21 protein-coding genes are annotated in these 24,343 nt (G+C 53.1%); 15 read left to right on the top strand and 6 right to left on the bottom strand.

Features of this window, described 5'->3' with window-relative positions; translation table 11 throughout:
- Nucleotides 1-30 precede the first annotated feature (30 nt).
- Genes QQ91_RS01040 through QQ91_RS01030 form a run of 3 tightly spaced genes read left to right on the top strand, consistent with a single transcriptional unit; the run spans nucleotide 31 to nucleotide 3,721 of the window.
- Complete coding sequence (locus tag QQ91_RS01040; RefSeq protein WP_166278913.1) at nucleotides 31-2,031, top strand: protein kinase domain-containing protein; 2,001 nt, start codon at nucleotides 31-33, stop codon at nucleotides 2,029-2,031.
- On the top strand, nucleotides 2,031-3,449 hold the full coding sequence (locus QQ91_RS01035; RefSeq protein WP_166278911.1) for a cytochrome c biogenesis protein: 1,419 nt from the start codon (nucleotides 2,031-2,033) through the stop codon (nucleotides 3,447-3,449). Before QQ91_RS01040 ends, QQ91_RS01035 begins: the two co-directional genes overlap by 1 nt.
- On the top strand, nucleotides 3,446-3,721 hold the full coding sequence (locus QQ91_RS01030) for a DUF3493 domain-containing protein (RefSeq protein ID WP_166278908.1): 276 nt from the start codon (nucleotides 3,446-3,448) through the stop codon (nucleotides 3,719-3,721). The genes QQ91_RS01035 and QQ91_RS01030 overlap by 4 nt, the downstream gene beginning before the upstream one ends.
- 116 nt (nucleotides 3,722-3,837) lie before the next feature.
- Here QQ91_RS01030 and QQ91_RS01025 read toward each other — a convergent pair whose 3' ends face one another.
- The 3 genes from QQ91_RS01025 to QQ91_RS01015 form a co-directional block, all read right to left on the bottom strand.
- Nucleotides 3,838-4,488: a response regulator transcription factor gene (locus tag QQ91_RS01025; protein WP_166278905.1), complete on the bottom strand. Its 651-nt coding sequence runs from the start codon at nucleotides 4,486-4,488 to the stop codon at nucleotides 3,838-3,840.
- A gap of 49 nt (nucleotides 4,489-4,537) precedes the next feature.
- Nucleotides 4,538-5,542, bottom strand: coding sequence for a GTPase ObgE (gene obgE / locus QQ91_RS01020; protein WP_166278902.1), 1,005 nt, complete (start codon nucleotides 5,540-5,542; stop codon nucleotides 4,538-4,540).
- Between the two features lie 173 nt (nucleotides 5,543-5,715).
- The gene (locus QQ91_RS01015) at nucleotides 5,716-7,158 is read right to left on the bottom strand and encodes a serine hydrolase (RefSeq protein ID WP_250833219.1); all 1,443 of its coding nucleotides are present in this window, start codon (nucleotides 7,156-7,158) and stop codon (nucleotides 5,716-5,718) included.
- A 433-nt stretch (nucleotides 7,159-7,591) separates the two neighbouring features.
- On the opposite strand from QQ91_RS01015, the gene murC reads away from it, so the two are divergent.
- From murC to QQ91_RS00955, 12 genes are all read left to right on the top strand, one after another.
- Nucleotides 7,592-8,971 carry a UDP-N-acetylmuramate--L-alanine ligase gene (gene murC, locus QQ91_RS01010; protein WP_250833218.1) on the top strand — a complete coding sequence of 460 codons (1,380 nt, stop codon included), beginning with the start codon at nucleotides 7,592-7,594 and terminating at the stop codon, nucleotides 8,969-8,971.
- Nucleotides 8,972-8,976: 5 nt separating this feature from the next.
- The gene (murB, locus tag QQ91_RS01005) at nucleotides 8,977-9,909 is read left to right on the top strand and encodes a UDP-N-acetylmuramate dehydrogenase (protein WP_166278896.1); all 933 of its coding nucleotides are present in this window, start codon (nucleotides 8,977-8,979) and stop codon (nucleotides 9,907-9,909) included.
- Nucleotides 9,910-10,195: 286 nt separating this feature from the next.
- A complete protein-coding gene (locus QQ91_RS01000) occupies nucleotides 10,196-10,546 on the top strand; it encodes a YbaB/EbfC family nucleoid-associated protein (RefSeq protein ID WP_166278893.1) in 351 nt (116 codons plus the stop codon).
- 261 nt (nucleotides 10,547-10,807) lie between these two features.
- Entirely contained in the window at nucleotides 10,808-11,182 is a 375-nt protein-coding gene (gene rpsL / locus QQ91_RS00995; RefSeq protein ID WP_166278890.1) for a 30S ribosomal protein S12, read from the top strand.
- A gap of 188 nt (nucleotides 11,183-11,370) precedes the next feature.
- A complete protein-coding gene (gene rpsG / locus QQ91_RS00990; protein ID WP_166278887.1) occupies nucleotides 11,371-11,841 on the top strand; it encodes a 30S ribosomal protein S7 in 471 nt (156 codons plus the stop codon).
- A gap of 62 nt (nucleotides 11,842-11,903) precedes the next feature.
- On the top strand, nucleotides 11,904-13,979 hold the full coding sequence (gene fusA / locus QQ91_RS00985; RefSeq protein WP_166278884.1) for an elongation factor G: 2,076 nt from the start codon (nucleotides 11,904-11,906) through the stop codon (nucleotides 13,977-13,979).
- Nucleotides 13,980-14,002: 23 nt separating this feature from the next.
- Entirely contained in the window at nucleotides 14,003-15,232 is a 1,230-nt protein-coding gene (gene tuf / locus QQ91_RS00980) for an elongation factor Tu (RefSeq protein ID WP_166278881.1), read from the top strand.
- A gap of 153 nt (nucleotides 15,233-15,385) precedes the next feature.
- Nucleotides 15,386-15,706: a 30S ribosomal protein S10 gene (gene rpsJ, locus QQ91_RS00975; protein ID WP_166278878.1), complete on the top strand. Its 321-nt coding sequence runs from the start codon at nucleotides 15,386-15,388 to the stop codon at nucleotides 15,704-15,706.
- 190 nt (nucleotides 15,707-15,896) lie between these two features.
- Complete coding sequence (locus QQ91_RS00970) at nucleotides 15,897-16,550, top strand: LON peptidase substrate-binding domain-containing protein (RefSeq protein ID WP_166278875.1); 654 nt, start codon at nucleotides 15,897-15,899, stop codon at nucleotides 16,548-16,550.
- A 33-nt stretch (nucleotides 16,551-16,583) separates the two neighbouring features.
- The gene (locus QQ91_RS00965) at nucleotides 16,584-18,611 is read left to right on the top strand and encodes a lasso peptide isopeptide bond-forming cyclase (protein WP_166278872.1); all 2,028 of its coding nucleotides are present in this window, start codon (nucleotides 16,584-16,586) and stop codon (nucleotides 18,609-18,611) included.
- Nucleotides 18,612-18,912: 301 nt separating this feature from the next.
- Nucleotides 18,913-19,113, top strand: a complete 201-nt coding sequence (locus QQ91_RS00960; RefSeq protein ID WP_166278869.1) for a lasso peptide — start codon at nucleotides 18,913-18,915, stop codon at nucleotides 19,111-19,113.
- Nucleotides 19,114-19,309: 196 nt separating this feature from the next.
- A complete protein-coding gene (locus QQ91_RS00955) occupies nucleotides 19,310-20,263 on the top strand; it encodes a phosphoenolpyruvate carboxykinase (ATP) (protein ID WP_166278866.1) in 954 nt (317 codons plus the stop codon).
- Nucleotides 20,264-20,267: 4 nt separating this feature from the next.
- Here QQ91_RS00955 and hemF read toward each other — a convergent pair whose 3' ends face one another.
- From hemF to cofH, 3 genes are all read right to left on the bottom strand, one after another.
- The gene (hemF, locus tag QQ91_RS00950) at nucleotides 20,268-21,284 is read right to left on the bottom strand and encodes an oxygen-dependent coproporphyrinogen oxidase (RefSeq protein ID WP_166278863.1); all 1,017 of its coding nucleotides are present in this window, start codon (nucleotides 21,282-21,284) and stop codon (nucleotides 20,268-20,270) included.
- A 137-nt stretch (nucleotides 21,285-21,421) separates the two neighbouring features.
- Nucleotides 21,422-23,089, bottom strand: a complete 1,668-nt coding sequence (locus tag QQ91_RS00945) for a DUF3352 domain-containing protein (protein WP_166278860.1) — start codon at nucleotides 23,087-23,089, stop codon at nucleotides 21,422-21,424.
- Nucleotides 23,090-23,162: 73 nt separating this feature from the next.
- Nucleotides 23,163-24,335 carry a 7,8-didemethyl-8-hydroxy-5-deazariboflavin synthase subunit CofH gene (gene cofH / locus QQ91_RS00940; RefSeq protein ID WP_166278857.1) on the bottom strand — a complete coding sequence of 391 codons (1,173 nt, stop codon included), beginning with the start codon at nucleotides 24,333-24,335 and terminating at the stop codon, nucleotides 23,163-23,165.
- Nucleotides 24,336-24,343: the final 8 nt, after the last annotated feature.

Raw genomic sequence — 24,343 nt, 5'->3', positions numbered from 1 at the left:
TTTTATCGTCTTGCCATAGGGAGACTCTCAATGCTGGGCCAAAAACTTGCGGGTCGCTATCGACTTATCAAACAGTTAGGTCAAGGCGGATTTGGCCAAGCATACCTGGCCGAAGATGAACATTTGCCGGATGAATATCAATGCGTGGTCAAACGCTTCCACATGGGCACGCAGCAGCAAGATGACACTCTCCGAACCGCCAAGCGTCTCTTCGATGCAGAAGCAAAAGCCCTGCATCGACTGGGGCATCACGATCAGCTCCCTAAACTCCTCGCCCACTTTGAAGATGGAGGCGAGTTTTTCCTGGTAGAAGAGTATATTGCGGGCCACAGTCTAGAGGAAGAATTGCAGGCGGGAGCGCCGTTCACGGAGACTCAAGTCATGGATTTACTCCAGGATCTACTGACGATTCTGAGCTTTGTTCATGAAAATAACGTTATTCATCGAGATATAAAGCCCTCAAACATCATCCGCAGAGCTGCAGATGGGCGCTTAGTCTTGATTGATTTTGGGGCCGTCAAACAGGTGTCGACCCAAATCATGAGTACAACTTCTCTGAAGCCCAATACCGTGGTCATTGGGACTCCCGGTTACATGCCTAGCGAGCAGTTCCGAGGGAGTCCCCGCCCCAGCAGCGACGTCTACGCGGTGGGCATGATTGCGATTCAGGGACTCACAGGATTAAACCCCAGTTTGGGGGAACTGCCTGAGGATGAAACAACTGGGGAAATTTGCTGGCAGGATCAAACTTCCGTTTCGGTTGGTCTTGCCGCAATTCTCAACAAAATGGTGCTGTATGACTTCCGAGAGCGCTACCGCAATGCCTCGGAGGCCTTGGCAGATCTTCAGGCTTGGAGACAGTCACAGGCCGAGGAGATATTTCCCCCGAACGCCGGAGATTCTCTGGCAACGGATCTACGAGATCCCGATTCTAAGACTCCAGATCCGCTAACCGTCGCCCAGCCCACTCCTTCGATTCCCCCCACAGCCGTCTTCTCACCCGCAGCCCTCCCTGAACCCACCGTTGTTCAACAGGCTGGCCCGGTTCAGGGGAGTGAAGCAACGGTCTCCGCCAGTCTGCAATCTGGGTCAGAGGCTGAGCTATCCGCCGCCACCCAGATACTCGTGGGAAAAGCATCGGAACCTTCCAAACCCCAGTCAGGGTCCTTCGGATCCAGAAAGTTACGCTGGGTCTTGGGTGGTGGGTTGACGATCGCTCTATCCGGAACTGTCTTGGCTCTGGGGAGTCCCCACCTTCGGCCCCTCTGTTCAACCCTAGGCAACTGCTCTGCCTCAATTAAAGCCCGCTCCAGCTATGCAGAGGCCCTCCAAACCCTAGAAAAAATCAGTCTTCAGATTAAGTCGGCCCAGTCCATTGCTGATCTACGGAGTCTGAAAAATACGATGACGTCTGCGTTGCAAACCATTGAACAGGTTAGGAGTCGTTCCAATCAAGTCATAGCCGCTGAGGACCAGCCCCAGCTGGCCACCTATCAAGATCAGCTCACCGTGCTCAATCAAAAAATTGATCAGGAAGTCAAGGCTGAAAATCAGTATAGGCAAGGGATCGCCAAGGCCACCATCGCCTTTAAGGCTAAGGCTCAAGCCAAGACACTGGAGGCACTAGAGGAAAATCGCAACCAATGGCAGGCCGCCCTGAAATCTCTGGAAAGCGTTCCAAAGCCGTCCTTTGTTTTCACAAAGGCCCAAACAAAAATGAAGGATTACCAGGCCCACATCAAGAACATTAACCAGCAAATTGACGGTATTTTAGCAGAAGAGGAAGCTCGGCGGCAGCGATCTGCCGTTCGTCAATCAACCCCCGAACAGCCCGCTGCCCCACTGTACGATCCCCCTCCTTCCCAAGCAGCCGCTGCGCCTGAACCTTACTATCCTGAGGATAGGTCTTCCTATCAAGAACCCCCCCCCGCCTCCCCAGAGCCGGCCTATCAGGAACCGGCCCCGGCCCCGGCCAATCCAGAGCCACTTTGGGGCGGGTCCAACGATCCTCAATCTGACCCCCTTTGGTAATGACCCCCCTTTTCAATTCCGACCGCCTAGGTCTTCTCCATACGCTACGTAAAGGATTTCGGGAAAATGTGCTCCCAATTCTCGCAGATTTGCGCTTAGCCATTATTTTACTGCTGCTCATCGCCGGTTTTAGCATTACTGGCACCGTCATTGAGCAGGGCCAGTCCCTCACCTTTTACCAGGCCAATTATCCAGAGTCACCAGCCCTTTTTGGCTTCTTAACCTGGAAGGTCTTGGTGGGGATAGGCCTCGATCACGTCTATCGCACCTGGTGGTTTCTGGCCCTGTTAATCCTCTTTGGCGCCAGTTTAGTCGCCTGTACCTTTACTCATCAACTGCCGGCACTGACCTCCGCTCGCCGATGGAAGTTCTATCGCCAGCCCCGTCAGTTTGAGAAATTGGCCTTGAGCACTGTCCTGCCGACCCTGGATTTGTTCCACCTGCAGGCCCTATTACAGCAGCATCGTTATCGGGTCTATCAGGAGGGATCGGCCCTCTACGCCCGGAAGGGCATTGCAGGACGGGTTGGCCCTATCATTGTTCACATCAGCCTTTTGCTCATTTTGCTGAGCGGTATTGTAGGAGCCCTGGGAGGCTTCATGGCTCAGGAGATGGTTCCCAGCGGTCAGCAATTTCAAGTGCGCAACATTGTCCAGGCAGGTCCCTTTGCCCAAAGCCGAATTCCCCAGGACTGGGGCGTAAAGGTGAACCGCTTCTGGATTGACTATCTACCGGATGGATCGATCGATCAGTTTTACTCTGACCTATCGGTGATCGATTCCCAACAGCAGGAACTTAAGCACAAAACCATTCACGTGAATCAGCCGCTTTCCTATGGAGGTGTGACCTTTTATCAAACGGACTGGGCCATTGCTGCGGCCAAGGTTCGGGTGAACAACAGCCCCGTTTTTCAACTTCCCATGGCTTCTCTCAGCGCTCAAGGTCAGGACATCGGACGCATTTGGGGGACTTGGGTGCCCATTAAACCCGATATGAGCGCTGGGGTAACGCTCCTAGCCCGCGATCTCCAAGGTACGGTGATGGTTTACGATACTGCCGGAAACCTGGTGTCCTCAATCCGCACCGGGATTCCCCTAGAAATTGAGGGGATTCGACTCACCGTGGATGAGTTGGTGGGGAGTACGGGTTTACAAATTAAGTCAGATCCCGGTATTCCTTTGCTGTATCTAGGCTGTGGTCTGTTAATTCTCGGCGTCCTCATGAGCTATGTCTCCCACTCTCAAATTTGGGCCTTATCCGATGCCGGTCAACTGTACTTGGGGGGGCGAACCAACCGTGCCCAGCTCAGTTTCGAGCGTGAACTGGTAACTGTCATAGAAGCTTGTGAAGCAGCTGCCAAGACCTATGCTCCTCAGCCTGAGCCATCATCGCCTGAGACAGAGGCCCTTTTGCCATGATCAAACCTTCCCAGACACCTAAGTCAAGGCTCTCTGCGGAACAATTGCAGCGACTCCAGGCGGAGTTGCGATCGCCTTACAAACCCATCCGGCGTTTTTTCTATGCCGGTTTTGCCCTCTCTGGTGGTGTAGGGGCCTACATTTTTGCGGTCAAAATTCTAGCTGGAGACAGCAGCTCCAAAATGCTGCTAAACCTGTTACTCCAGATCGGCCTGGTTTTGTCCATGGGAGGGCTTTGGTGGTGGGAGCGTGACGACACGCCATCTGGCTGATCAGCAACCCTTAAAAAAGATGCCTTCCTCATTCCGCCTAGACTTTGCCCGGAACTGAGCACAAAATCGCTTGAACAGGACCCAAAGCTGTACCTGGGATCCAGGAGGGCTAATCCCTATAGCATTCGCTGCTCAATGGCCCAACGGGCTAGTTCAGTGCGATTACCCAGCCCCGTTTTGCCAAGCATGTTGCTGACGTGACTTTCAACGGTGCGCTGACTAACGCTAAGCTGGGCTGCAATCTCACGATTCGATAGCCCCTTCGCTACGTGCTGGATAACCTTTTTCTCCGTAGGCGTTAGTTCCACATCGAAGGGAACGTGGATAGAAACCTCTGGCCCTACCTCCGGTCCCTTAGCCTGCATCATTCGCGATGCCTGCTTCAGGGATGCCTCAATTTGAGCCACCAACTCATCCGGCTCAAAGGGCTTAACCATGTATACATCCGCTCCATGGTTAAGACCCATAACTCGGTCTTCTGTCTGCCCTTTAGCAGACAGAAAAATCAACGGTAAAAAGCTGGTATGAGGATTATCTCGAACCTTGCGGACGAAGGCATGGCCATCCATTTCCGGCATCATGACATCGCAGATAATTAGGTGAGGGTTCTCCTTTTCTAGGACGCGCAATGCTTCTAGGCCATTCGTGGCGGTGATCACATCATAGCCCCGTAGTTCCAGGTAATCCTTGACGAGCAACAGCAGATTCGAGTCATCATCAATCAGCAACAGCTTATTTTGATCCAACGTCATCGTTAAGTCCGCCATGATTTTGATCACTATTCGAAGGCTTCCGTTAGGATTAGTTTTCCCGATTTCAAGATTGAGCTAGCATTTTCTCTAAATTTTGCCATACTCGCTGAAGGAGTGGATCAAGCCCAATTTTCGCCACCGCAGAAATAATCAAAACCGATTGCTGCGTTTCTTGCTCCAAGCACTCCGCCCGCTGCTGCAAGCAGTCCGGATCCATTGCATCACATTTATTCAAAACCAGAAGTTGAGGCTTGCCGGATAAATCTGAGGGATGGGCCATCAGCTCCGATTGGATAATGCGGTAATGTTCCAAAAATGCATCGCTGGTGCCATCAATGAGATGAATTAACAGGCGAGTTCGTTCGATATGGCGCAGGAAATCATGACCTAATCCCACGCCTTGATGTGCTCCCTCAATCAACCCTGGAATATCCGCGAACACGACCCCATCGCCGCTAGGATGAGCAACCACTCCTAAATTAGGAATCAAGGTTGTAAACGGGTAGTCAGCAATCTTTGGTCGGGCGGCGGAGAGAACCGAAATCAGCGTGGACTTCCCAGCATTTGGCAAACCAATGATTCCCACATCAGCCAGAAGCTTGAGTTCTAGACGCAGGAGTCGCTCTTCCCCCGGCAAGCCGGGTAAGGCATGCTCCGGGGCGCGATTGCGATTGCTCAGGAAATGTTTATTCCCTAGCCCGCCTTTTCCTCCAGCGGCCACCAATAGGGTTTGTCCCGGCTGGGTTAAGTCCCCCAGCAGCTGACCAGAGAGGGCATCATAGACCGATGTTCCACAGGGAACCTCTACGCAGCGGTCTAAGCCCGCCGCCCCAGTCCGATTTTTCGGGCCGCCTCGCTGACCATTTTCAGCTTGAAAGACGTGAATATACTGAAAATCTAGTAGAGTTTGCAGTTCGGGATTGGCTTGCAGGATGACTGACCCGCCAGGGCCACCGTTCCCCCCGGCCGGCCCCCCGGCCGGTACATATTTTTCCCGGCGAAAGGCAACCATGCCGTCTCCCCCTTGGCCGCCTTGAACTTTAATTTCGACTTGATCGATAAAACGCATTCACACACCGGGGAAGATTCATTCAGCGCACCCGCCACGCTGCTCAAAACAGTATCCCCATTGTAGCGGTTTCGTTTTTCCAGCTTTGGAACCCCAGTAGTCCCACCTGTGTCCTGTCTTGGCTGCACAGGGACAAAAATTCAGTTTCAAGATGCCTGTCCAGATCAGGCGACTCAAGGCTGAGTTTTGCTAAAGGCTTGATAGGTCAGGCGAGAAATATTTCGGATCAGTTCCTGGGCGCGGGGGTCATTGTGAGGGCGCTTTACCATGATGCCAGCCACATAGCGTTGCCCATTGGGCATATCAATCAGTCCTGCATCTCCCACCGCCGATCCAATATCGCCAGTTTTATGAGCAATTTGTGCCCCTGGTTCAAGTCCCTGGGGCAGCAGGGTGTCGGTCACCGTATTGCGCAGGATCTCCAGGGCGCGATCGCGGCTGTGGGCCGTCAGAATGTCCCCCTGACTTACTTTCATCATCAAGATCGCTAAGTCTTTAGGGCTAATTGTATTTGTGCCCTCTAGATCTGGCAGGGGCTGATTAATGCGGGTTTGCTCTAGGCCCCAAGACTTAAATCGCTCATTGAGAACCTGGTTGCCTCCCAGGCGATCCATGATCATATTGGTGGCGGTGTTATCGCTAATGGTAATCATCATGTCGGCCGTCTCCAGGGCACTATATTTTGACCCCACCTCGCTATACTGCATCGATCCGGCTTCCCCAACCTTTAAGTCTTCCCGCATCACCAGCTGCTCATCAAGTTTCACCCTCCCAGCATCCACCTCTTGAAAAAAAGCAATCAAGATGGGCAACTTAATCGTGCTGGCCGCTGGGAAGGCCTCGCTTCCCCGAATTGACAAGTACTCTTGTGTTTCCGGGTTTAGGAAAAACAGCCCGGTCTCTAATCCCTCCTGAGCTTGGGCCAGAGCCTCCACTTCTTGTTTAACCTGACGCAGCTCTTTGCCCGGAGCTTCAAAGCTGACCTGGGGCATTGTCTCAGCTGTATTCTCCTGTTGACCTTGAGCTTGCCCCGCCGGAGCTTCCCCCTGGGAGAGGGATTGTACGGCCCCAAACTCAGCCTGAGTCATCACTGGCTCAGTTTCAGGATGAAAAATTGCAATGGCCGTTCCCGCAAGCAAGGCCACTCCCAGACCAGAGAGCAACAGTCGCAGGAGATGCAGCGGTCCGAGACGATGGCTCCCTCGGCGCGATCGCGGCATCGGACGAGCAGGTTTCGCAGATCGGTTGCCTTGGTAGCTTGAACGACGATGCTCTACAGGGCGCCGAGGACGCCGGGGTTGCGCAGCTCCCATCAAGACCGCCGAGCGCGGTTGGGCGGAGGCCGCGCTGCGAACTGACGGTCGCCCGTGGCGAGATTTAAGCTGTCGACGCTGTAGAGCAGCTCGACGCTTGTTAAATCGCTTCAAACGCTCTGTCCGCAGTTTCTCAGCCTCGGTTGTCGCGGACCGACCCTGGCGTTTAACGAGTCGACGACGCCTGCGTAAATATTGATGATTGTCAGGGCTGTTAGACACTGCGGTTTCCTTCACTAAATCATAGAGACAAACCAGAAAGACATTATCGGCCCCATTTACCCTCCTCTGCCCCTTGGACATTTTGAGAGATCAACGATGGGGCTTCATCCTTAAAAAACGCAGGATTTCAGTGAAACCACCGGTAAATTCTGCTTACCGTGAGAGCAAGTGAACATGAATTGGTGCTTATCCTACCAAATTAAAATTCATTTCAACAGTCTCAGCTAGGATCAGCCATTCCTGGGGGAAATCTTGTGGCCCGCCTGGGGCCCTTGGCCTTGCTAGGGGATCTGTGCTAGAGACACAGATTGTACAGAGGCTTTTCGTCCGAAGCGCTTTGTTGGGATCTGCATGGCTCCTAAAGCGGGTGGATTGTTGTGTCGAACGGAAAGCTTCCTGATATGATGTCGCGTGTAGAAAAGCGGTTTCAGTTGCAGTGGCAGAGCATAGCATGGAAAAGACGGTCAAATTGGACGGCCGCCCCTTTCATTTCGTCGGCATTGGTGGGATAGGAATGTCTGCGCTCGCCTATATTTTGGCGCAGCGGGGCATTCCTGTGTCCGGATCCGATGTTCGAGAAAATCGAGTCACTCAACAGTTGGAGACCCTGGGCATTCAAATTTTTCAGTCCCAAGTGGCCGAAAACCTGGATCACTTTCGGGACCTGTCCCCCCAAATTATCTGCTCGACGGCCATTAAAGCCACTAACCTGGAATATCAAGCCGCCGTTGCCCGGAACTATTCGATGTTTCATCGATCCGACCTATTAGCCGCATTTATCAAGGCGGCTAGCCGCAGTATTGCAGTGGCTGGCACCCATGGAAAAACCACCACAAGCAGCATCATTGGTCATCTTCTGGTCAAGGCAGACCTTGACCCCACCGTGATCATCGGTGGTGAGGTGGGTACATGGGGCGGCAATGCTCGCAGCGGCCACGGCCCATTTTTGGTAGCCGAAGCTGACGAATCTGACGGATCGCTGGTTAAGTTTCAGCCCTGGTTGAGTGTCATTACAAATATCGAACTCGATCATCCAGACCACTACCAATCTCTTGAGGAGGTGATCGAGACCTTCCAAGCACTAGTCGAACGATCCCACACCACACTGGTTTGTCTCGACTGCGAACGCATTCGCGATCGCCTTTTGCCCCAGTATCCTCATCATTCCTTTCTCACCTACGGCCTGAATCCGGACTTTGGTGCAGACTACACCGTGACCGACGTTACCTTTAATGCCCAGGGAACCTCTGCTCAGGTATGGGAACAGGGTCAGCCCCTTGGATACATTCAGGTCCCATTATTAGGACAGCACAATTTGGCCAACGCCCTGGCAGGGGTTGCCATTGCACGGCAGTGTGGCGTTAACTTTGAGAAGATCACAGCCGGTCTGACCAGTTTTGGAGGGGCCAAGCGCAGGTTTGAAATTCGGGGAGAGGCTGGGGGCATTCGTTTAGTTGATGATTACGCCCATCATCCCAGCGAAGTTGCCGCAACTCTGGCCTCAGCCAGGCTACAGGTCACCCACACTGATCAATGGAAGCGGGTTATTGCGGTGTTTCAGCCCCACCGATATAGCCGAATTTACACATTTTTGGAACAGTTTAGCCAATCCTTTCAAGATGCCGATCAAGTGATCGTCACCGATGTCTACAGCGCTGGAGAACCTAACACCGTCGGCATTACTCCCGCTGATATTCATCATGCTATCTCCCAACAGCATCCCAATGTCATCTACCAAGCTCGCCTGGAAGATGTTACAGAGTATCTCGCCAATCATGCGGAACCGGGCGATTTAATTCTCTTTCTAGGAGCCGGCAATTTGAATTCTGTCATACCCGGTCTTTTGGATGTTTTTGACAATCCATCTCACCTCTCCTCTGCTGTTCATCTCTAAGGTTCATGCAAGCCCCTGCATCCAATGTGATTACGCTTCCTGATAGCGGTGTTCTTCTGGAATCCAACGTTGCGCTAGCCCCCTACACCTCCTTTCGTGTGGGAGGGCCAGCGGATTGGTTGACCCAGCCCCATACCCTCGACCAGCTCCAAGAGGTGTATCAATGGGCTTTGGATCAAAAGATGCCGATCACCTTTCTCGGTGCTGGCTCTAATTTGTTAATTAGCGATCACGGTTTGCCGGGGCTTGTCATGATCACGAAGCATCTCAAGGCCCACAGCATCGATCCCAATACGGGCCTGATGATTGCAGAGGCAGGTAAAACCATCCCGCGACTGTCGACCCAAGCTGCCCAGCAAGGCTGCTCAGGCTTTGAGTGGGCAGTGGGCATTCCAGGGACGATTGGTGGAGCCGTCGTCATGAATGCAGGGGCGCATGGGGGTTGCGTTGCTGACAATCTCGAAGAAGTCCACATCTTAACCGGGGATGGCAACATCCAAATTCTCTCAAATTCCCAGCTGCACTACCATTACCGCTCGTCGATTTTGCAGACGCATCCCCAGCTGGTGGTTAAAGCCGTCTTTCGACTCCATCCAGGCCATGATCCCCAATCGGTCCTTCAGCAGACCCAGGCCCATCGGGACCACCGGCTAACCACCCAACCCTATGACTGGCCAAGCTGCGGCAGTGTGTTTCGCAATCCCCAACCCCAATCCGCTGGGTGGCTCATTGAACAGTCGGGACTGAAGGGCTATCAATTGGGCGGTGCCCAAATTTCCGAAAAACACGCTAACTTTATCCTTAACCTGGGGGAGGCGTCAGCCAGGGATATTTATCAGCTCATTCACTATATTCAAGAGGTGATTGATCGACAGTGGGGGCTTAAACTGCATCCGGAAGTTAAAATGTTGGGGGAGTTTCCCTCCTCCCTGGTGTAAAATCAGCCATCAGCCCCAGGGTGGTTTGCTTTTCTGAGAGATTCTGTCACACTCAGGTCAGGCAACTGCTATGGTGATCCCTGAAGCTCAGAAAACTTTGAGGTTTAGAAATCCTGAAGTTCGGGCACCCTGAATTCAAACCATTCAGGATCGGCGCATGGGGGCATCCCCTGTTGTATACCTCCTAGCCGCTCTCCGCGATCGCAGCAGGGTTCTAAATCCCAAGCTAACCCTCAGTTTCCACTCTCTTACAAATCATTTAGCGAATACTTATCGGCAAAAAAACATGGGACAAGGACAAGGATTTGGTTTTGGACTCGGCAAAATGAAAGAGCTAGCCGAAGCCATGAAGAAAGCACAGCAGGTTCAAGAGGGGGCAAAGCAGCTTCAGGAAGACCTGGAAAAAATGGAAATTGCCGGTCAGGCGGGCGGCGGGCTGGTTAAGGTTGTCATGAGCGGCAACCAGGAACCACTTCGGGTCGAGATTACCCAAGAAGCCTATGACGAAGGATTGGAAGTTTTGTCCGATCTGGTGTCTGCGGCCATGAAAGATGCTTACGTCCAGTCCACTTCAACCATGCGCGAACGCATGGAAGCGCTCACGGATGGCCTGAACCTTCCTGGTCTCGGGGGATAAACGGGCTACCGGTTGGAACTCAACGCACTTTTACTGCTGCAGCTTAGACTTTGTGCGCCTTAGGCTTTTGCGGCAAAGTGCTGGCACCACCCTTAAGCTCTAAAATTGAAATCCTTCTAGGGCGCGATGCTTCACGGGTGATCCAAATAGCCTTGAGTGAATTGTGCCACATGCTTTTTCATCCGAGCCTGGAGAGTCGTTGACAGCGATCGCCACCTATCGGTATGATTAGGATTTGTGTAAATAGATTCCAACCCATCCATGCCCACTATTCAGCAACTGATCCGCAACGAAAGAAGTAGCGCTCAGAAAAAGACGAAGTCACCAGCACTCAAGAGTTGCCCCCAGCGTCGCGGGGTTTGTACCAGGGTATACACCACCACCCCAAAGAAGCCCAATTCAGCCCTGAGGAAAGTTGCCCGGGTTCGTCTTACATCAGGATTTGAGGTGACAGCCTATATTCCTGGGATTGGTCACAACCTACAGGAGCATTCGGTGGTCATGATCCGCGGAGGTCGGGTTAAGGATCTACCTGGCGTTCGCTACCACATCATCCGTGGAACCCTGGACACCGCTGGTGTTAAAGACCGTCGACAGGGTCGTTCGAAGTACGGGGCGAAAAAGCCAAAGGCGTAACGTGCCAAACATGAGGGTCCAGTCTTGCTCATCATTCCTTAAGCGTTGCTGAATTGTGGTCGTGAGGTCTGTGGTGTTAGGCGTGTACTGTCAGGCCTTGTGAATGATGTGAGAGCTGAGCTACTGAATCATTAATTGCTACCCCGTTTACACCCATCCATCAATAACACAGTAAGGGAAGAATTTCTATGTCTCGTCGTGCTCGAATTCAAAAACGTCCTGTCCCTCCAGATCCGGTCTACAACAGTCGTCTGGTTAGCATGACCATTCGACGACTGATGAAAAGCGGGAAAAAATCCTTGGCAACTCGCATTTTGTATGGCTCGTTCAAGATTATTGAAGATCGAACCGGGCAGCCTCCCCTGGAGGTGTTTGAGCAAGCGGTGAGAAATGCAACTCCGCTGGTGGAAGTCAAGGCTCGTCGCGTTGGCGGCGCCACCTACCAAGTTCCCATGGAAGTCAGAACCGATCGAGGCATTGCACTGGCGCTGCGCTGGATTATTCAGTTTGCGCGGCAGCGTTCTGGCAAGTCCATGATTAGCAAGCTAGCCAACGAGCTAATGGATGCTGCTAACGAAACTGGAGGCTCGATCCGCAAGCGGGAGGAAACCCACCGCATGGCTGAAGCAAATAAGGCATTTGCTCACTATCGCTACTAAGCATCTGAACAGTTGAGAAGATTTTAGTTAGCTCGCAATATGCTGCTGTCAAGGAGGTAATTGTGGCCCGTTCCACACCGCTTGAATATGTCCGCAATATAGGAATTGCGGCTCATATTGATGCCGGAAAAACAACGACTACTGAGCGTATTCTTTTTTACTCTGGGCTGGTTCATAAGATTGGCGAAGTGCACGATGGGAATACCGTCACCGACTGGATGGCGCAGGAGCGTGAGCGGGGCATTACCATTACCGCCGCTGCAATTACGACCAGTTGGAAAAATCATCAAATCAACATTATTGATACCCCAGGTCATGTGGACTTCACCATAGAAGTGGAGCGCTCCATGCGGGTTCTAGATGGTGTGATCGCGGTCTTTTGCTCTGTGGGAGGCGTACAACCCCAGTCAGAAACCGTGTGGCGACAGGCCAATCGTTACCAAGTGCCTCGCATTGTTTTTGTCAACAAGATGGATCGAACCGGGGCAGACTTTTTCCGAGTGTATGGGCAGATCACCGAGCGACTCCAAGCCAACGCGGTGCCGCTGCAGTTACCCATTGGGAGTGAAGATGAGTTCTCCGGCGTCATTGACCTTGTCAAAATGAAGGCCATCCTTTATGGAAATGACCTTGGAACGGATATTCAAGAAACAGATATTCCCGCCGATCTGCTCGATCATGCTCAGGAGTTTCGCACCAAGCTCATAGAGGCTGTAGCTGAAACCGATGACGCCTTAGTGGAAAAATATCTGGACGGCGAACCTCTAAGCGAAGCTGAAATCCGTCAGGCGTTGCGCAAGGGGACCATTGCCGGCACCCTTGTGCCGATGCTCTGTGGATCTGCCTTTAAAAACAAGGGCGTACAGCTGCTACTGGATGCCGTCATTGACTATCTTCCGGCCCCCATTGATGTGCCTGCAATCCAGGGTGAGCGTCCCGATGGCTCGACCGTGGAACGACATGCAGATGATCAAGAACCGTTTTCAGCCCTTGCCTTCAAGATTATGTCCGATCCCTACGGTCGGCTAACCTTTTTGCGGGTTTACTCCGGAATTCTAAGAAAAGGCAGCTATATTCTCAACTCTACTAAGCAGAAGAAGGAGCGTATTTCTCGTCTGATTATTCTGAAGGCCGATGAGCGAATTGAGGTAGACGAACTGCGCGCTGGTGATTTAGGCGCGGCCCTAGGTCTTAAGGACACCTTTACCGGGGATACCCTCTGCGAGGAGTCTGACCCGGTGTTGCTAGAGTCGCTCTATATTCCTGAACCGGTAATTTCAGTTGCGGTGGAGCCCAAAACAAAACAGGACATGGAGAAGCTTGCCAAAGCCCTGCAGTCCCTCTCGGAGGAGGATCCAACCTTTCGAGTCAGCGTCAATCCTGAAACCAATCAAACGGTCATTGCCGGGATGGGAGAGCTGCATCTGGAAATTCTGGTCGATCGTATGCTGCGTGAGTTTAAGGTGGAGGCCAACGTTGGTGCTCCCCAAGTGGCATATCGTGAGACAATTCGGAAGCCCACCCAGGCTGAGGGCAAGTTTATTCGTCAAAGCGGAGGAAAGGGACAATATGGCCATGTTGTCCTGGAACTCAAGCCCGGTGATCCCGGCAGCGGCTTTGAGTTTGTGTCTAAAATTGTCGGTGGCACCATTCCAAAGGAGTTTATTGGTCCGGCTGAACAGGGCATTAAAGAGTCTTGCGAGACTGGTGTCCTAGCGGGTTATCCTTTAATTGATATCAAGGTAACCCTCGTTGATGGGTCTTATCATGATGTGGACTCCTCTGAAATGGCCTTTAAGATTGCTGGCTCCATGGCCTTAAAAGATGGAGTCATGAAAGCTTCTCCTGTCCTACTCGAGCCGAAGATGAAGGTCGAGGTAGAAGTTCCTGAGGAGTTTCTCGGGAGCGTCATGGGAGACCTGATCTCCCGTCGCGGCCATATTGAAGGCCAAGTCGTGGAGCAGGGAATCGCTAAGGTGACCACTCATGTCCCCTTAGCCACCATGTTTGGATATGCAACGGACGTTCGGTCCATGACCCAGGGCCGTGGCATATTCTCTATGGAGTTCAGCCATTACGATGAGGTTCCTCGCAGTGTGGCTGAACCAATCATCGCAAAAAACAAAGGGAACGCATAAATTCAAAGAGGAATTCTTGATCCATGGCACGTGCAAAATTTGAACGGAATAAACCCCACGTTAATATCGGTACCATCGGTCACGTTGACCATGGTAAAACCACTTTGACAGCGGCAATTACGATGTCCTTGGCGGCCCAAGGCAAAGCTGAGGCTCGTAAGTATGACGAAATTGATGCGGCTCCCGAAGAAAAAGCGCGCGGTATCACCATTAATACTGCTCACGTTGAGTATGAGACTGAGACTCGTCACTATGCTCACGTTGACTGTCCCGGTCACGCCGACTACGTGAAGAATATGATTACCGGCGCAGCTCAAATGGACGGTGCTATTCTCGTGGTCTCTGCTGCGGATGGTCCGATGCCCCAAACTCGGGAGCACATCTTGCTGGCAAAGCAGGTGGGTGTTCCCAACATCGTCGTGTTCATGAACAAGCAAGATCAAGTCGATGATGAGGAACTGCTTGAGCTTGTTGAGCTAGAAATTCGTGAGCTGTTAAGCAGCTATGATTTTCCAGGTGATGACATTCCCATCGTCGCGGGTTCGGCACTGTTGGCCGTTGAAGCGCTAGCGGAAAATGCCACCTTGAACCGGGGCGACAACGAGTGGGTTGACAAAATTCTCTCCCTGATGGATGAGGTGGATGCCTATATTCCGACACCTGAGCGGGATGTAGATAAGCCTTTTCTGATGGCGGTTGAGGACGTGTTCTCGATTACTGGTCGTGGAACTGTTGCCACAGGTCGGATTGAACGGGGGGTGGTCAAGGTTTCTGACGAAGTTGAAATTGTCGGTATCCGCGATACCCGCAAGAGCACCGTTACTGGCATTGAAATGTTCAAGAAGTCTCTGGATGAAGGGATGGCAGGAGACAATGCTGGAATTCTCCTTCGGGGTATTCAGAAGGAAGATATCGAGCGCGGGATGGTGCTGGCGAAGCCCGGAAGCATCACGCCTCACACTGAGTTTGAGTCTGAGGTCTATGTGCTCAAAAAAGATGAAGGGGGTCGCCACACTCCATTCTTCTCTGGCTACCGTCCTCAGTTCTATGTCCGAACCACGGATGTGACCGGAACCATTAGCCAATTTACGGCAGATGATGGCAGCGAAGCAGAAATGGTGATGCCCGGCGATCGTATTAAGATGACCGTACAGCTCATTAACCCGATTGCCATTGAGCAGGGAATGCGCTTTGCCATCCGCGAGGGAGGCCGCACGATCGGTGCGGGCGTGGTTTCTAAAATCCTCAAATAACTCCCTTCCAAAACAGTCTGGATCTTCAGTGAACTTGATCCAGACTGTTTTTATTGGTAATCCCTTACCGCACTCTATTTTTTTCATGCCAGCGCGATGGCGCTGTTCCGTAGCACCTCGACTGTTCCGTAGCACCTCGACAACTAAACTTTCATGACTACTACCTTAACCCAGCAAAAAATCCGGATTCGACTGAAGGCCTTTGACCATCGCCTGCTCGATACGTCCTGTGACAAAATTGTGGACACGGCCAAGCGCACCAATGCCTCGCCGGTGGGCCCTATTCCCCTTCCGACTCGTCGTAAAATTTATTGTGTCCTGCGATCGCCCCACGTTGACAAAGACTCCAGGGAGCATTTTGAGACTCGAACCCATCGTAGAATTATTGACATTTACCAGCCTTCCCCCAAAACCATCGATGCGCTGATGAAGCTGGACCTTCCCGCAGGGGTCGACATCGAAGTTAAGCTCTAACGGACTGGATCGAGAGGGCTGGGACAGCGGTGACATCACCGTACCGCTCCCTCCTTTCTGGATCGGATTGAGAAGCCCCCTATCTTGTGGATTTCACAGCCGGATCATTGCTGGGAGGTTCTGTTGGCCCCTGAGGAAATGGGCTAGAGTATGAAAAGCCCAAGCATCCTCATCTAGCACTAAACGGTTCATGGCTTTTCCTTCCTCTCTTGCGGTTCGAGAACTTCCAATTTTTCCCCTCCCTGAGCTGGTCTTATTCCCCCGGCGTCCCTTACCTCTTCATATTTTCGAGTTCCGCTATCGGATTATGATGAGCACAATTCTAGAGAGCGATCGCCGGTTTGGCGTATTAATGTGGGATCCGGTGGAGGGGCGTCCTGCGTCCGTGGGCTGCTGTGCTGAGGTTATCCGTCATGAGCGTCTCGAAGACGACCGGCTGTTAATTCTGTGTCTGGGTCAACAGCGCTTTCGAGTCCTCGACTACATTCGAGAAAAGCCCTATCGCGTCGGATTAGTGGAATGGATTGAAGATGGAAAACCCAAGCAAGATGTCCATCCCCTGGCGACTCAGGTCAAAGATTTATTGGAAGATGTTGTGCGTCTGTCCTCCAAGCTCTCCGATCAAGAGATTGAGCTACCGGAGGATATCCCCGATCTCCCCCTAGAATTTTCCTACTGGATTGCCAGCAATCTCTATGATGCCGCCCAGGAGCAGCAATCGCTGCTGGAGATGCAAGATACGGGAGCCCGACTCGAGCGGGAAGCAGAAATCCTCATGTCCACTCGAAATCATCTTGCTGCCAGAACCGTCCTCAAAGATACGTTTAATCCGGAAGGGCCATAGGCACCCCATTGATTTAGGGGCTGACGCAGCGTCATGAGTGGAATTGTTGGCCTGTGGTATTTTTCCTCCAGGTGTAATGCCGACGGCGTAGTCAAAGGTCTCTGGGATCTGCAGAGTGCTCTTAAGCACCGCGGGCCTGATGGGGGCGGTGTGTGGACTGAGGGGCCGGTGGGTCTTGGCCATCAGCTCTTGAAAACAACGCCAGAATCTTGTCATGAGCAATCTCCCCAAGGGTTGCCCGAGGCCCATTCCGTGATTACGGCTGATGTGCGTTTGGACAATCGTCTGGACCTGATCCGGCAGCTTGGACTCCCGGATTGCCCCTCGAGTTCACGGCCTTGGACCGATCCAGATCTCATTCTAAAGGCCTATGAGCGCTGGGACACGGCCTGTCCCCAGCATCTGCTGGGCGCCTATGCCTTTTTGATCTGGGATGCGCGTCGCCAGCGCATGTTTGGGGCCCGCGACCCGTTTGGCATTAAGCCCTTTTACTATTTTTATAGCCACGACCTGTTTGCCGTGGCCTCTGAAATTAAGGCCCTGCTGCGTTCGCCCCATATCCCAGCGCAATTAAACCCACTCCGAATTGCAGATTTACTGACCTCGAATTTGCAAGATCCAGTGGCCACCTCCTATCGCGATATTTTGCGATTGCCAGGGGCTCATCAGCTTCTAGTCAGTGCGGATCAGGGCCTCACCATTCAACGATACTGGCGTCTCGATCCCAGCAAAACCCTCCAACTGCCGAACGATCAGGCATACGCAGACGCTTTTCAGGAGATTTTTAAGCAAGCCGTGGACTGTCGGCTGCGCAGCGCCTACCCCATCGGAACTCAGTTAAGCGGCGGCATGGACTCCTCTGCTGTTAGTTGCATGGCACGACAGCGACTTCCGTCCCGTCAGCCGTTACCCACCTTTTCCGCCCGCTTTCCCCGCATTCCCAACTGCGATGAAATGGCTTACATTCAAGCCGTCCTTGACCAGGGAGGCTACGTGCCGCACTTTGTCTATGCCGATCGCACCGGTCCCCTGAGTCACTGGCAGGAGCTTTGGACCCACCTCGATGAGCCAGCTCTTGGGAATGGCTATTTAACCTGGTTGATTCACCAGGCGGCCCAACAGCAGGGAATTCGCGTCCTTCTCTCAGGATACGATGGCGATACCACCGTTGGGCATGGAACCGGCTATCCTGCGGAACTAGCCCGATCCGGTCGATGGAAACTGGCGATTGCCGAAATGCAGATGCTGATTCAACGCCTGGGACACCCCAGGCCTGTGGAGATGATGCGGCAGAAATTTTTTCCAATTCTGGCCACCCTCGCCCAGGAAGGACGCTGGCTGAGCCTGGCAAAGGCGATCGCGCCCCTTTCGAGGGCGGTGCAACTCCCCAGGCGGCGGTTATGGATTGACGGCTTTTTGATTCCCCTTTCCCAACACCTGCGGGGACAGATCCGCCGGAGGACTCGCCCCCTTCCGCGACCGGATCGAGGTCAAGCCTTTCCGTTTCTGAATCCAGACTTTCTCCATCACCCTGATATCGTCCACCATTTCGAGAGTCAGCCCCTGATTGCCGATGGCCATGAAACAGCCCAGTCGCAGCAGCTTCAGCTCTTGTGCTCTGGGATTATTAGCTTGCCCATGGAACTGGTGGACCTAATTTCTGCTCCCCTGGGAATTGAGCCACGCTATCCCTTTATGGATCAGCGTCTAGTAGAGTTTTGCCTCGCCCTCCCGCCCGATCAAAAGTTAAGGCAGGGCTGGTCCCGCTATATCCTCCGTCAGGCCATGGACGGCATTCTTCCCGATCAGGTGCAGTGGCGGGCCAGCAAAACCAGCCCGGCCCAAGCCTTTTACCGTGGATTTGATCAATACAATGCCCCGCTCGTTGAGGACCTGTTGGCGCACCCGCCACCGCCTCTCTTGGATTACATTAATCTTCCCCAGCTGAGGCAACTCTACGCCGACCACTACCGTTCTCCTGATCGGCTCAATCAGATTTGGCCTGCGATCACCTTAGGACTGTGGTTTAGACATCAGGAGTCTTCCCCCTACACCCCCTAAGGCGCTCCCCTCCAGCAAGCGCTAATCTACTCAACCGTCCCTAGCCCCGCGGAATAGTGCCTTCAGACCAGGGAGATGATTCTGCCCCCTGCCTGGCACTGGCGCATCAACTCGTCCAGGTATTTCTTTTCTAATAAAAAACTCTCTAGATCTGGCAAAAAAACCTGAGTCAGTCAATTTTTGCCATTGATGACTCTCGGATCCTATGCTAGCGTAGCTAAGAAGAATGGAAAAGTCTTCATTCATCACCAATGCGGGGGCAAATTGCAACAGTACGGCATGTGAGGAATTTTTTAATCCCATGAAATCAACCTATTCAAAACCCAAACTCCAGACGTTCGGGGATGTTGAGGTCCTAACCCAAGCCACTGGGGCTAGTTCCACAGATGACTTTGTCTTTTTTAACGGCAGTCCTCTCCCGTCTCCAGACGGCCAAGATGATGGTCGCTACTCCTATTTCTGTGGCGCTGACGGATGTACCGTTGGCCCCACAAAACGTTAGATTTTTTAGAGTCTGTCAAGATCCATCGAACGTTCAACCCCTAGCGGCAGTGTGTTGGTTGCAGGAGGATCATCGATGGAGCACTGTCCTTAAGACATTCTCATCAAACCTTTGACTGCTAGTTCTGCTAGTGAAAAACTGGGCAAGCGTCACCATAGAAGGAGCTTGTCCTTTTTTGTGGAGAAAAATAGGAGGCATGGCGCAGGATTCACCTCAATTTTGGGGCAAAGCATACGGCTATATCATTCAATCAGACAGTCCTTTGTTGCCACCGCTGGCCCGGTTAGATGGCAACGCAGATGTTCCCCTAGTGCCGGACATTTTAATCCACCAGGGGCAGCTGGGTGATTTAGCCACTTCTGGCTCAGCAGATCAGATCATTAGCGCGAAGATCCCTGGTTTTGGCAAGTTTTGGATGATTGAGGGTCGAGAGCTGGTGGTCGATCCCGAGGCGCCTCGATCCCTGGCCGATTTGCGCCCCATCATTTTAGGCTCAGCGATGGCTGTGCTGCTGCAGCAGCGTCAGCAGCTGGTGCTGCATGCCAGCTGCATTGGAATCGGGGGACAGGCCATTGCATTTTTAGGGAATTCTGGCTGGGGGAAGTCTACGCTGGCATCGGTTTTGCATAGCAAAGGCTATGATTTTGTGACCGATGATGTGCTGGCGATCAACGTCCAGTCGACTCCTCCCAAGGCGGTCTCAAGCTACCCAGAGGTGCGACTGCTTCCCGATACCCTGGAAGCCCTCGGCCACACCTTAGAGCTTGAGGAAACGGATCAATCGTTTCACTGGAAGCAGGAAAAGCGTGTCTCCTCGCGGATTTCGGAGCAGCCGCTGCCGCTGTTGTGCCTGTACGTTTTGGCCGGAGGGAGCACCCTGGAAGCGGAAGCCATAGCCCCCCCATCTGCATTTTTAGAACTTTCCCATCATTCTCGGGCCATTCGCGTCGTCAACAGTCTGCATGTTCCTAGCCTGAGGGCCAGGCACTTTCAACAGTGCATGACACTTGTGCAAAAGGTGCCGCTATTTTATCTGCGAAGACGGCGATCGCTGGCTGAGCTATCCCAAGTGGTCACGTTCCTGGAATCTCATGTTGCACAGCTCTTGGACCAAGAAAGAACTAGATCTACCTTCAGTGGTGAGGGGTGACGGATTATTTCAGCCAATCCTGGGGTTTAAGATAGGTTTCATAGAGTTCTGCTTCTGGACTGTTGGGGTCAGGATGATAGTCGTATTCCCAGCGCACCAGGGGCGGTAAAGACATCAAAATGGATTCGGTGCGACCGTTGGTTTGCAATCCAAAGATGGTGCCCCGGTCATACACTAGGTTAAATTCAACGTATCGACCGCGTCGATAGAGTTGAAACTCACGCTCACGTTCGCCGTATTCCTGGCTGCGCCGCCGCTCCACAATTGGAACATAGGCCGGCAAGAAGGCCTGACCACAGGCTTGGGCAAAGCTAAACAGCGACTCCCAATCGCGAGGGGGCACCTCTCCAACGCTGCGGCTATGCTGGGCCGCGGGTCCTTGGGCATCGGGACCGCGGTAAAGCTCTCCTTGACCATCTTGGTAATCAAAGAAGATACCGCCCACCCCGCGTGTTTCCTGGCGATGCTTTAGATAAAAATACTCGTCACACCATTTTTTAAACGTCGGATAATATTCGGGATGAAAGCGATCGCAGGCATCCTTCAGGGTTTGATGCAGATGCACCACATCCTCCCGAAATGGGTAGTAGGGGGTTAAATCCAGCCCTCCTCCAAACCACCAGACCGGGCCAGCTTCAAAGTAGCGATAGTTGAGATGAACCGTGGGAATGTAGGGATTGCGAGGATGCAAAACCATGGATGTCCCCGTGGCATAAAACCGATGTCCTTCAGCCTCAGGGCGCTGTTTAACAATGGAGGGAGGCAGGCGATCGCCCCAAACCTCCGAAAAATTCACCCCGCCTTGCTCAAAAATATCGCCCGCCTTCATCACCCGCGATCGCCCGCCTCCCCCCTCAGGACGATCCCAGGTATCCTCTTGGAAGGTGCCGGCGCCGTCAACCTCTGCCAACTTGCTACAAATTTGGTCCTGCAGCGCCTTCATAAACTGGCTGACCCGTTCTTTAGAGTCAGCTGGCGGAGCGGTTGTGTTTGCAACAGGAACAGAAGAAGGAGCAACCATAAAGTTTTGTACGCGACCACGATACACAGCCTATCGTGAATTGCGATCCAAGGTCTCACCCGTGGCCCCTTGGCTTCCCGGATCGTTGCAATTATTTACGTCTCATCGCTTTCCGTTTCAACGCACGGTTTATTTGCTTATTTGCGCCGAAACTGGATGTGGATGTCGTAGCGATTACTCCACCGATTCGGTGTTGCGCTCGTGCCGCCCACTGCCTCAAATTCCTGAGCATATTTTTGGTAGCCTGGGGCCAGCTTAGGCAGAAACTGGCTGGTCTGCATCAAGGTCGCTAGCCGCGGCACATCGATAAAAAATTTGCCGCTCTGGGGATTTAAATCGGACTGGGTTACTGCCTGAAAGCGGGACAGCGCCGCGAGGGAGTTTTGATCTGGATCGGTCAGGCGTTCTGTCAAGGGCGTAAAAACGCTGAAAAACAACACCTTGTCCGCCAGCCAACCCCGACTGGCAAAGGGCAGGTTCGGCGGAACGCGCCAGATTACCACAGGGCGATCGTTCACTCGCGTCTCACTCATTTGTAGGGCATAGCGGCTGCGCATCTCTGATTCCAGCGATCGCAGAGCCTGATCTGCCGCGGTCTGGTCTCGGGTCTTGGTTAGGAAAACAAAGCCTGCACTTTGATCATTTTCCTGGGACTGCGGCACAATGGCACTGGCAAAGTCCCCCGTCATCCAGGGTAAAAACTGCTGCTCAAAGTTTAGACCCGTCAAGCGCTGAAATTCAGCTTGTAATCCCTTCGGTGAAAACGGGAGCAGTAGCTGGGTTTCTACTCCCTGCTGATAGTCTTTCCAGACCTGCTGAAAACTATCGCCTGCCATCATCAAAATCGTGTCTTCAGGCAACAGCTTTGCTGCCTCGCTGGGGTTGCTGCTAACGTTTAGCCGATCCTCCGTTTCCGTTTTTAGCCAGGAAATGCTGGTTAATTGTATCCCGCGATCATCAAGGGTTATGGTTGATCCTATCCCCTGAAACTCCTGCAGCCGATCGAGGGTTGCCTGGTCAATTTGTCGTCCCTCCTGCTCAAAAATTTGGGAAGTGTTCGCTGGCAGATTGATGTAAAGCTGGGCGAAAGGATTGGGCCGCTGAATTTGCGCCATCGCCTGCTGAAATCGTTCCTGGGCCGCCAGCGTTTTTTGAGTTTGAATAGTGTCGATCATCTCCCGCATGGAGGGAATGTCATTGGTCGCAATCAAAAATTCTGGATCAAAGAGAGCCAGAGTCAACGCGTCGGGCGTTCCGGCCTTTGAGGTCCACATTTCAATGCCCTGGTGAACCACCGGCTCTAGGCCCTCAGTGCTGGCACGGTCGGTTAAAAATTTCTGTGCTTGACGTAAGTCACGCAGGGGGAGAATCCACACCTGAGACTGATCGGCAAGAATATCCTCCTCCCGGACTGGAGGCGACAAAATTGCCGTGGTCATTTCGCGCTTTAGCCAGGGCTGGAGATCGGTCGCAAAATTTAGATTATGGGGGGCGAGGACCTCAGTCTGAAACGAGGTGAGCAACTGCTCCATCGCCTTGCGGGTTTCTGGAATATCAAATTCTTCCAGACGATCCCAGGCGTCGGATTCCGTGGTCAGGGTCAGGCTGAAGCTGGTATCTTCCGGCAGCAGAGTGCTTCCTAAAGGTAAGGGGCCAGAGTTCTTGGTGTTTTGAAATAGAAGGTAGGCTAACCCACCCCCGACGATCAGCAACGCTGTGACTCCCAAGGTTAGCGCCAAGGAGCGAGGCGATCGCTTCTGGTGCGCAGGCCGACGTTGGGCGTTGGAGGTGCGAGATGGAGTCATGAATAGGAGCGCTCTAGGGCTGATCAGCTTCAGAGGTCAAGTATGCACAAATTGTTTCCACAGGTAAAGCCCTCTAGCCTAAGAGGACCTGCGGCTGATCCCTCAACCGTTGATAGAGAGTCGTCCGCTGCTGCCAGGGGCGGCCTAGGGCCGCGATCGCTTGTTGGATCTGTGGCACGCTCAGACCGGTTCCTCCCTGGGCACCGGCACTGGTGGTAATGTGCTCCTCCATCAACGTGCCGCCCAGATCATTACAGCCCCACTCCAGGGCTCTTTGTGCCCCAGTTAACCCTAACTTCACCCAGCTTGGCTGGTGATTCACAATGGCAGTCCCCAAATAAAGGCGCGCCACCGCCGTAAGCTTGAGCACCTCATCCAGCCGGGGCTGGTCATGACCGACGCGGCGGCGCAGGGCTGCTGGAGCCATCTCTCCCACGTAGGGCAAGAGAATAAATTCGGTGATGCCAACGCCCCAGCGGTCTAGAGAGTCGGCCTGCAGCCGTCGTAGTTGGGCCAGATGCTGGACCTGCTGCTCTGGCATCTCCACATGACCGCAGAGCATGGTGCTGGTGGTGGGCAGCCCCGCACGGTGCGCCGCTGACACAATGTTGAGCCAGGTTTGGCTGGTGATTTTTTCGGGACAAATGACGCGGCGCACGGCGTCATCGAGCACTTCGGCAGCGGTGCCGGGCAAGGAATCTACACCTGCTTGCCGAAGCGCCTTGAGTACCTCATCAACGGTCAAGTCATCTTCGCGGGCAATAAACTCGATCTCCTGAGGCGAAAAGGCATGGAGATGCAGCGTTGGGAATCGGGATTTGAGGGCGTCAATCAAGTGAAGATAGTAGTCCAGCGACGATCCTGGACTCGTTTTGGCCCAGGATCCCGGACGTTTTGCCTGCGGGTTAAGTCCTCCCTGAAGACAGAGCTCCGTGGCCTTCGCCTGGAGGGCTTCCCGGGCCTTCTGGATTATCATTGCCTCATCCAACCAGTAAGCCTCTGCATCGCCTGCATCCCGACGGAATGCGCAGAAACCACAGTGCTGCTCGCAAATATTCGTAAAATTAATGTTGCGATTGATCACATAGGTCACGGTCTCACCACAGAGCTGAGACCGTAAGGCGTCCGCCGCCGCGCGAATCTGGGCAATGGCCTCAGGGTCAGTTTGCCGAAGCAGCCAGACGGCATCTGCCTCTGAAAGCGGGTGGTGCGCTAAGGTTCGATCTAAGAGGGTGATCAGTCCCATGGCAATGG

This window comes from Lyngbya confervoides BDU141951 (assembly GCF_000817775.3).
Lineage (GTDB): Bacteria > Cyanobacteriota > Cyanobacteriia > Thermosynechococcales > Thermosynechococcaceae > Lyngbya > Lyngbya confervoides.
The sequence above is the reverse complement of the archived record's forward strand: the minus strand, read 5'-3'. Positions and strand labels throughout refer to the sequence as shown.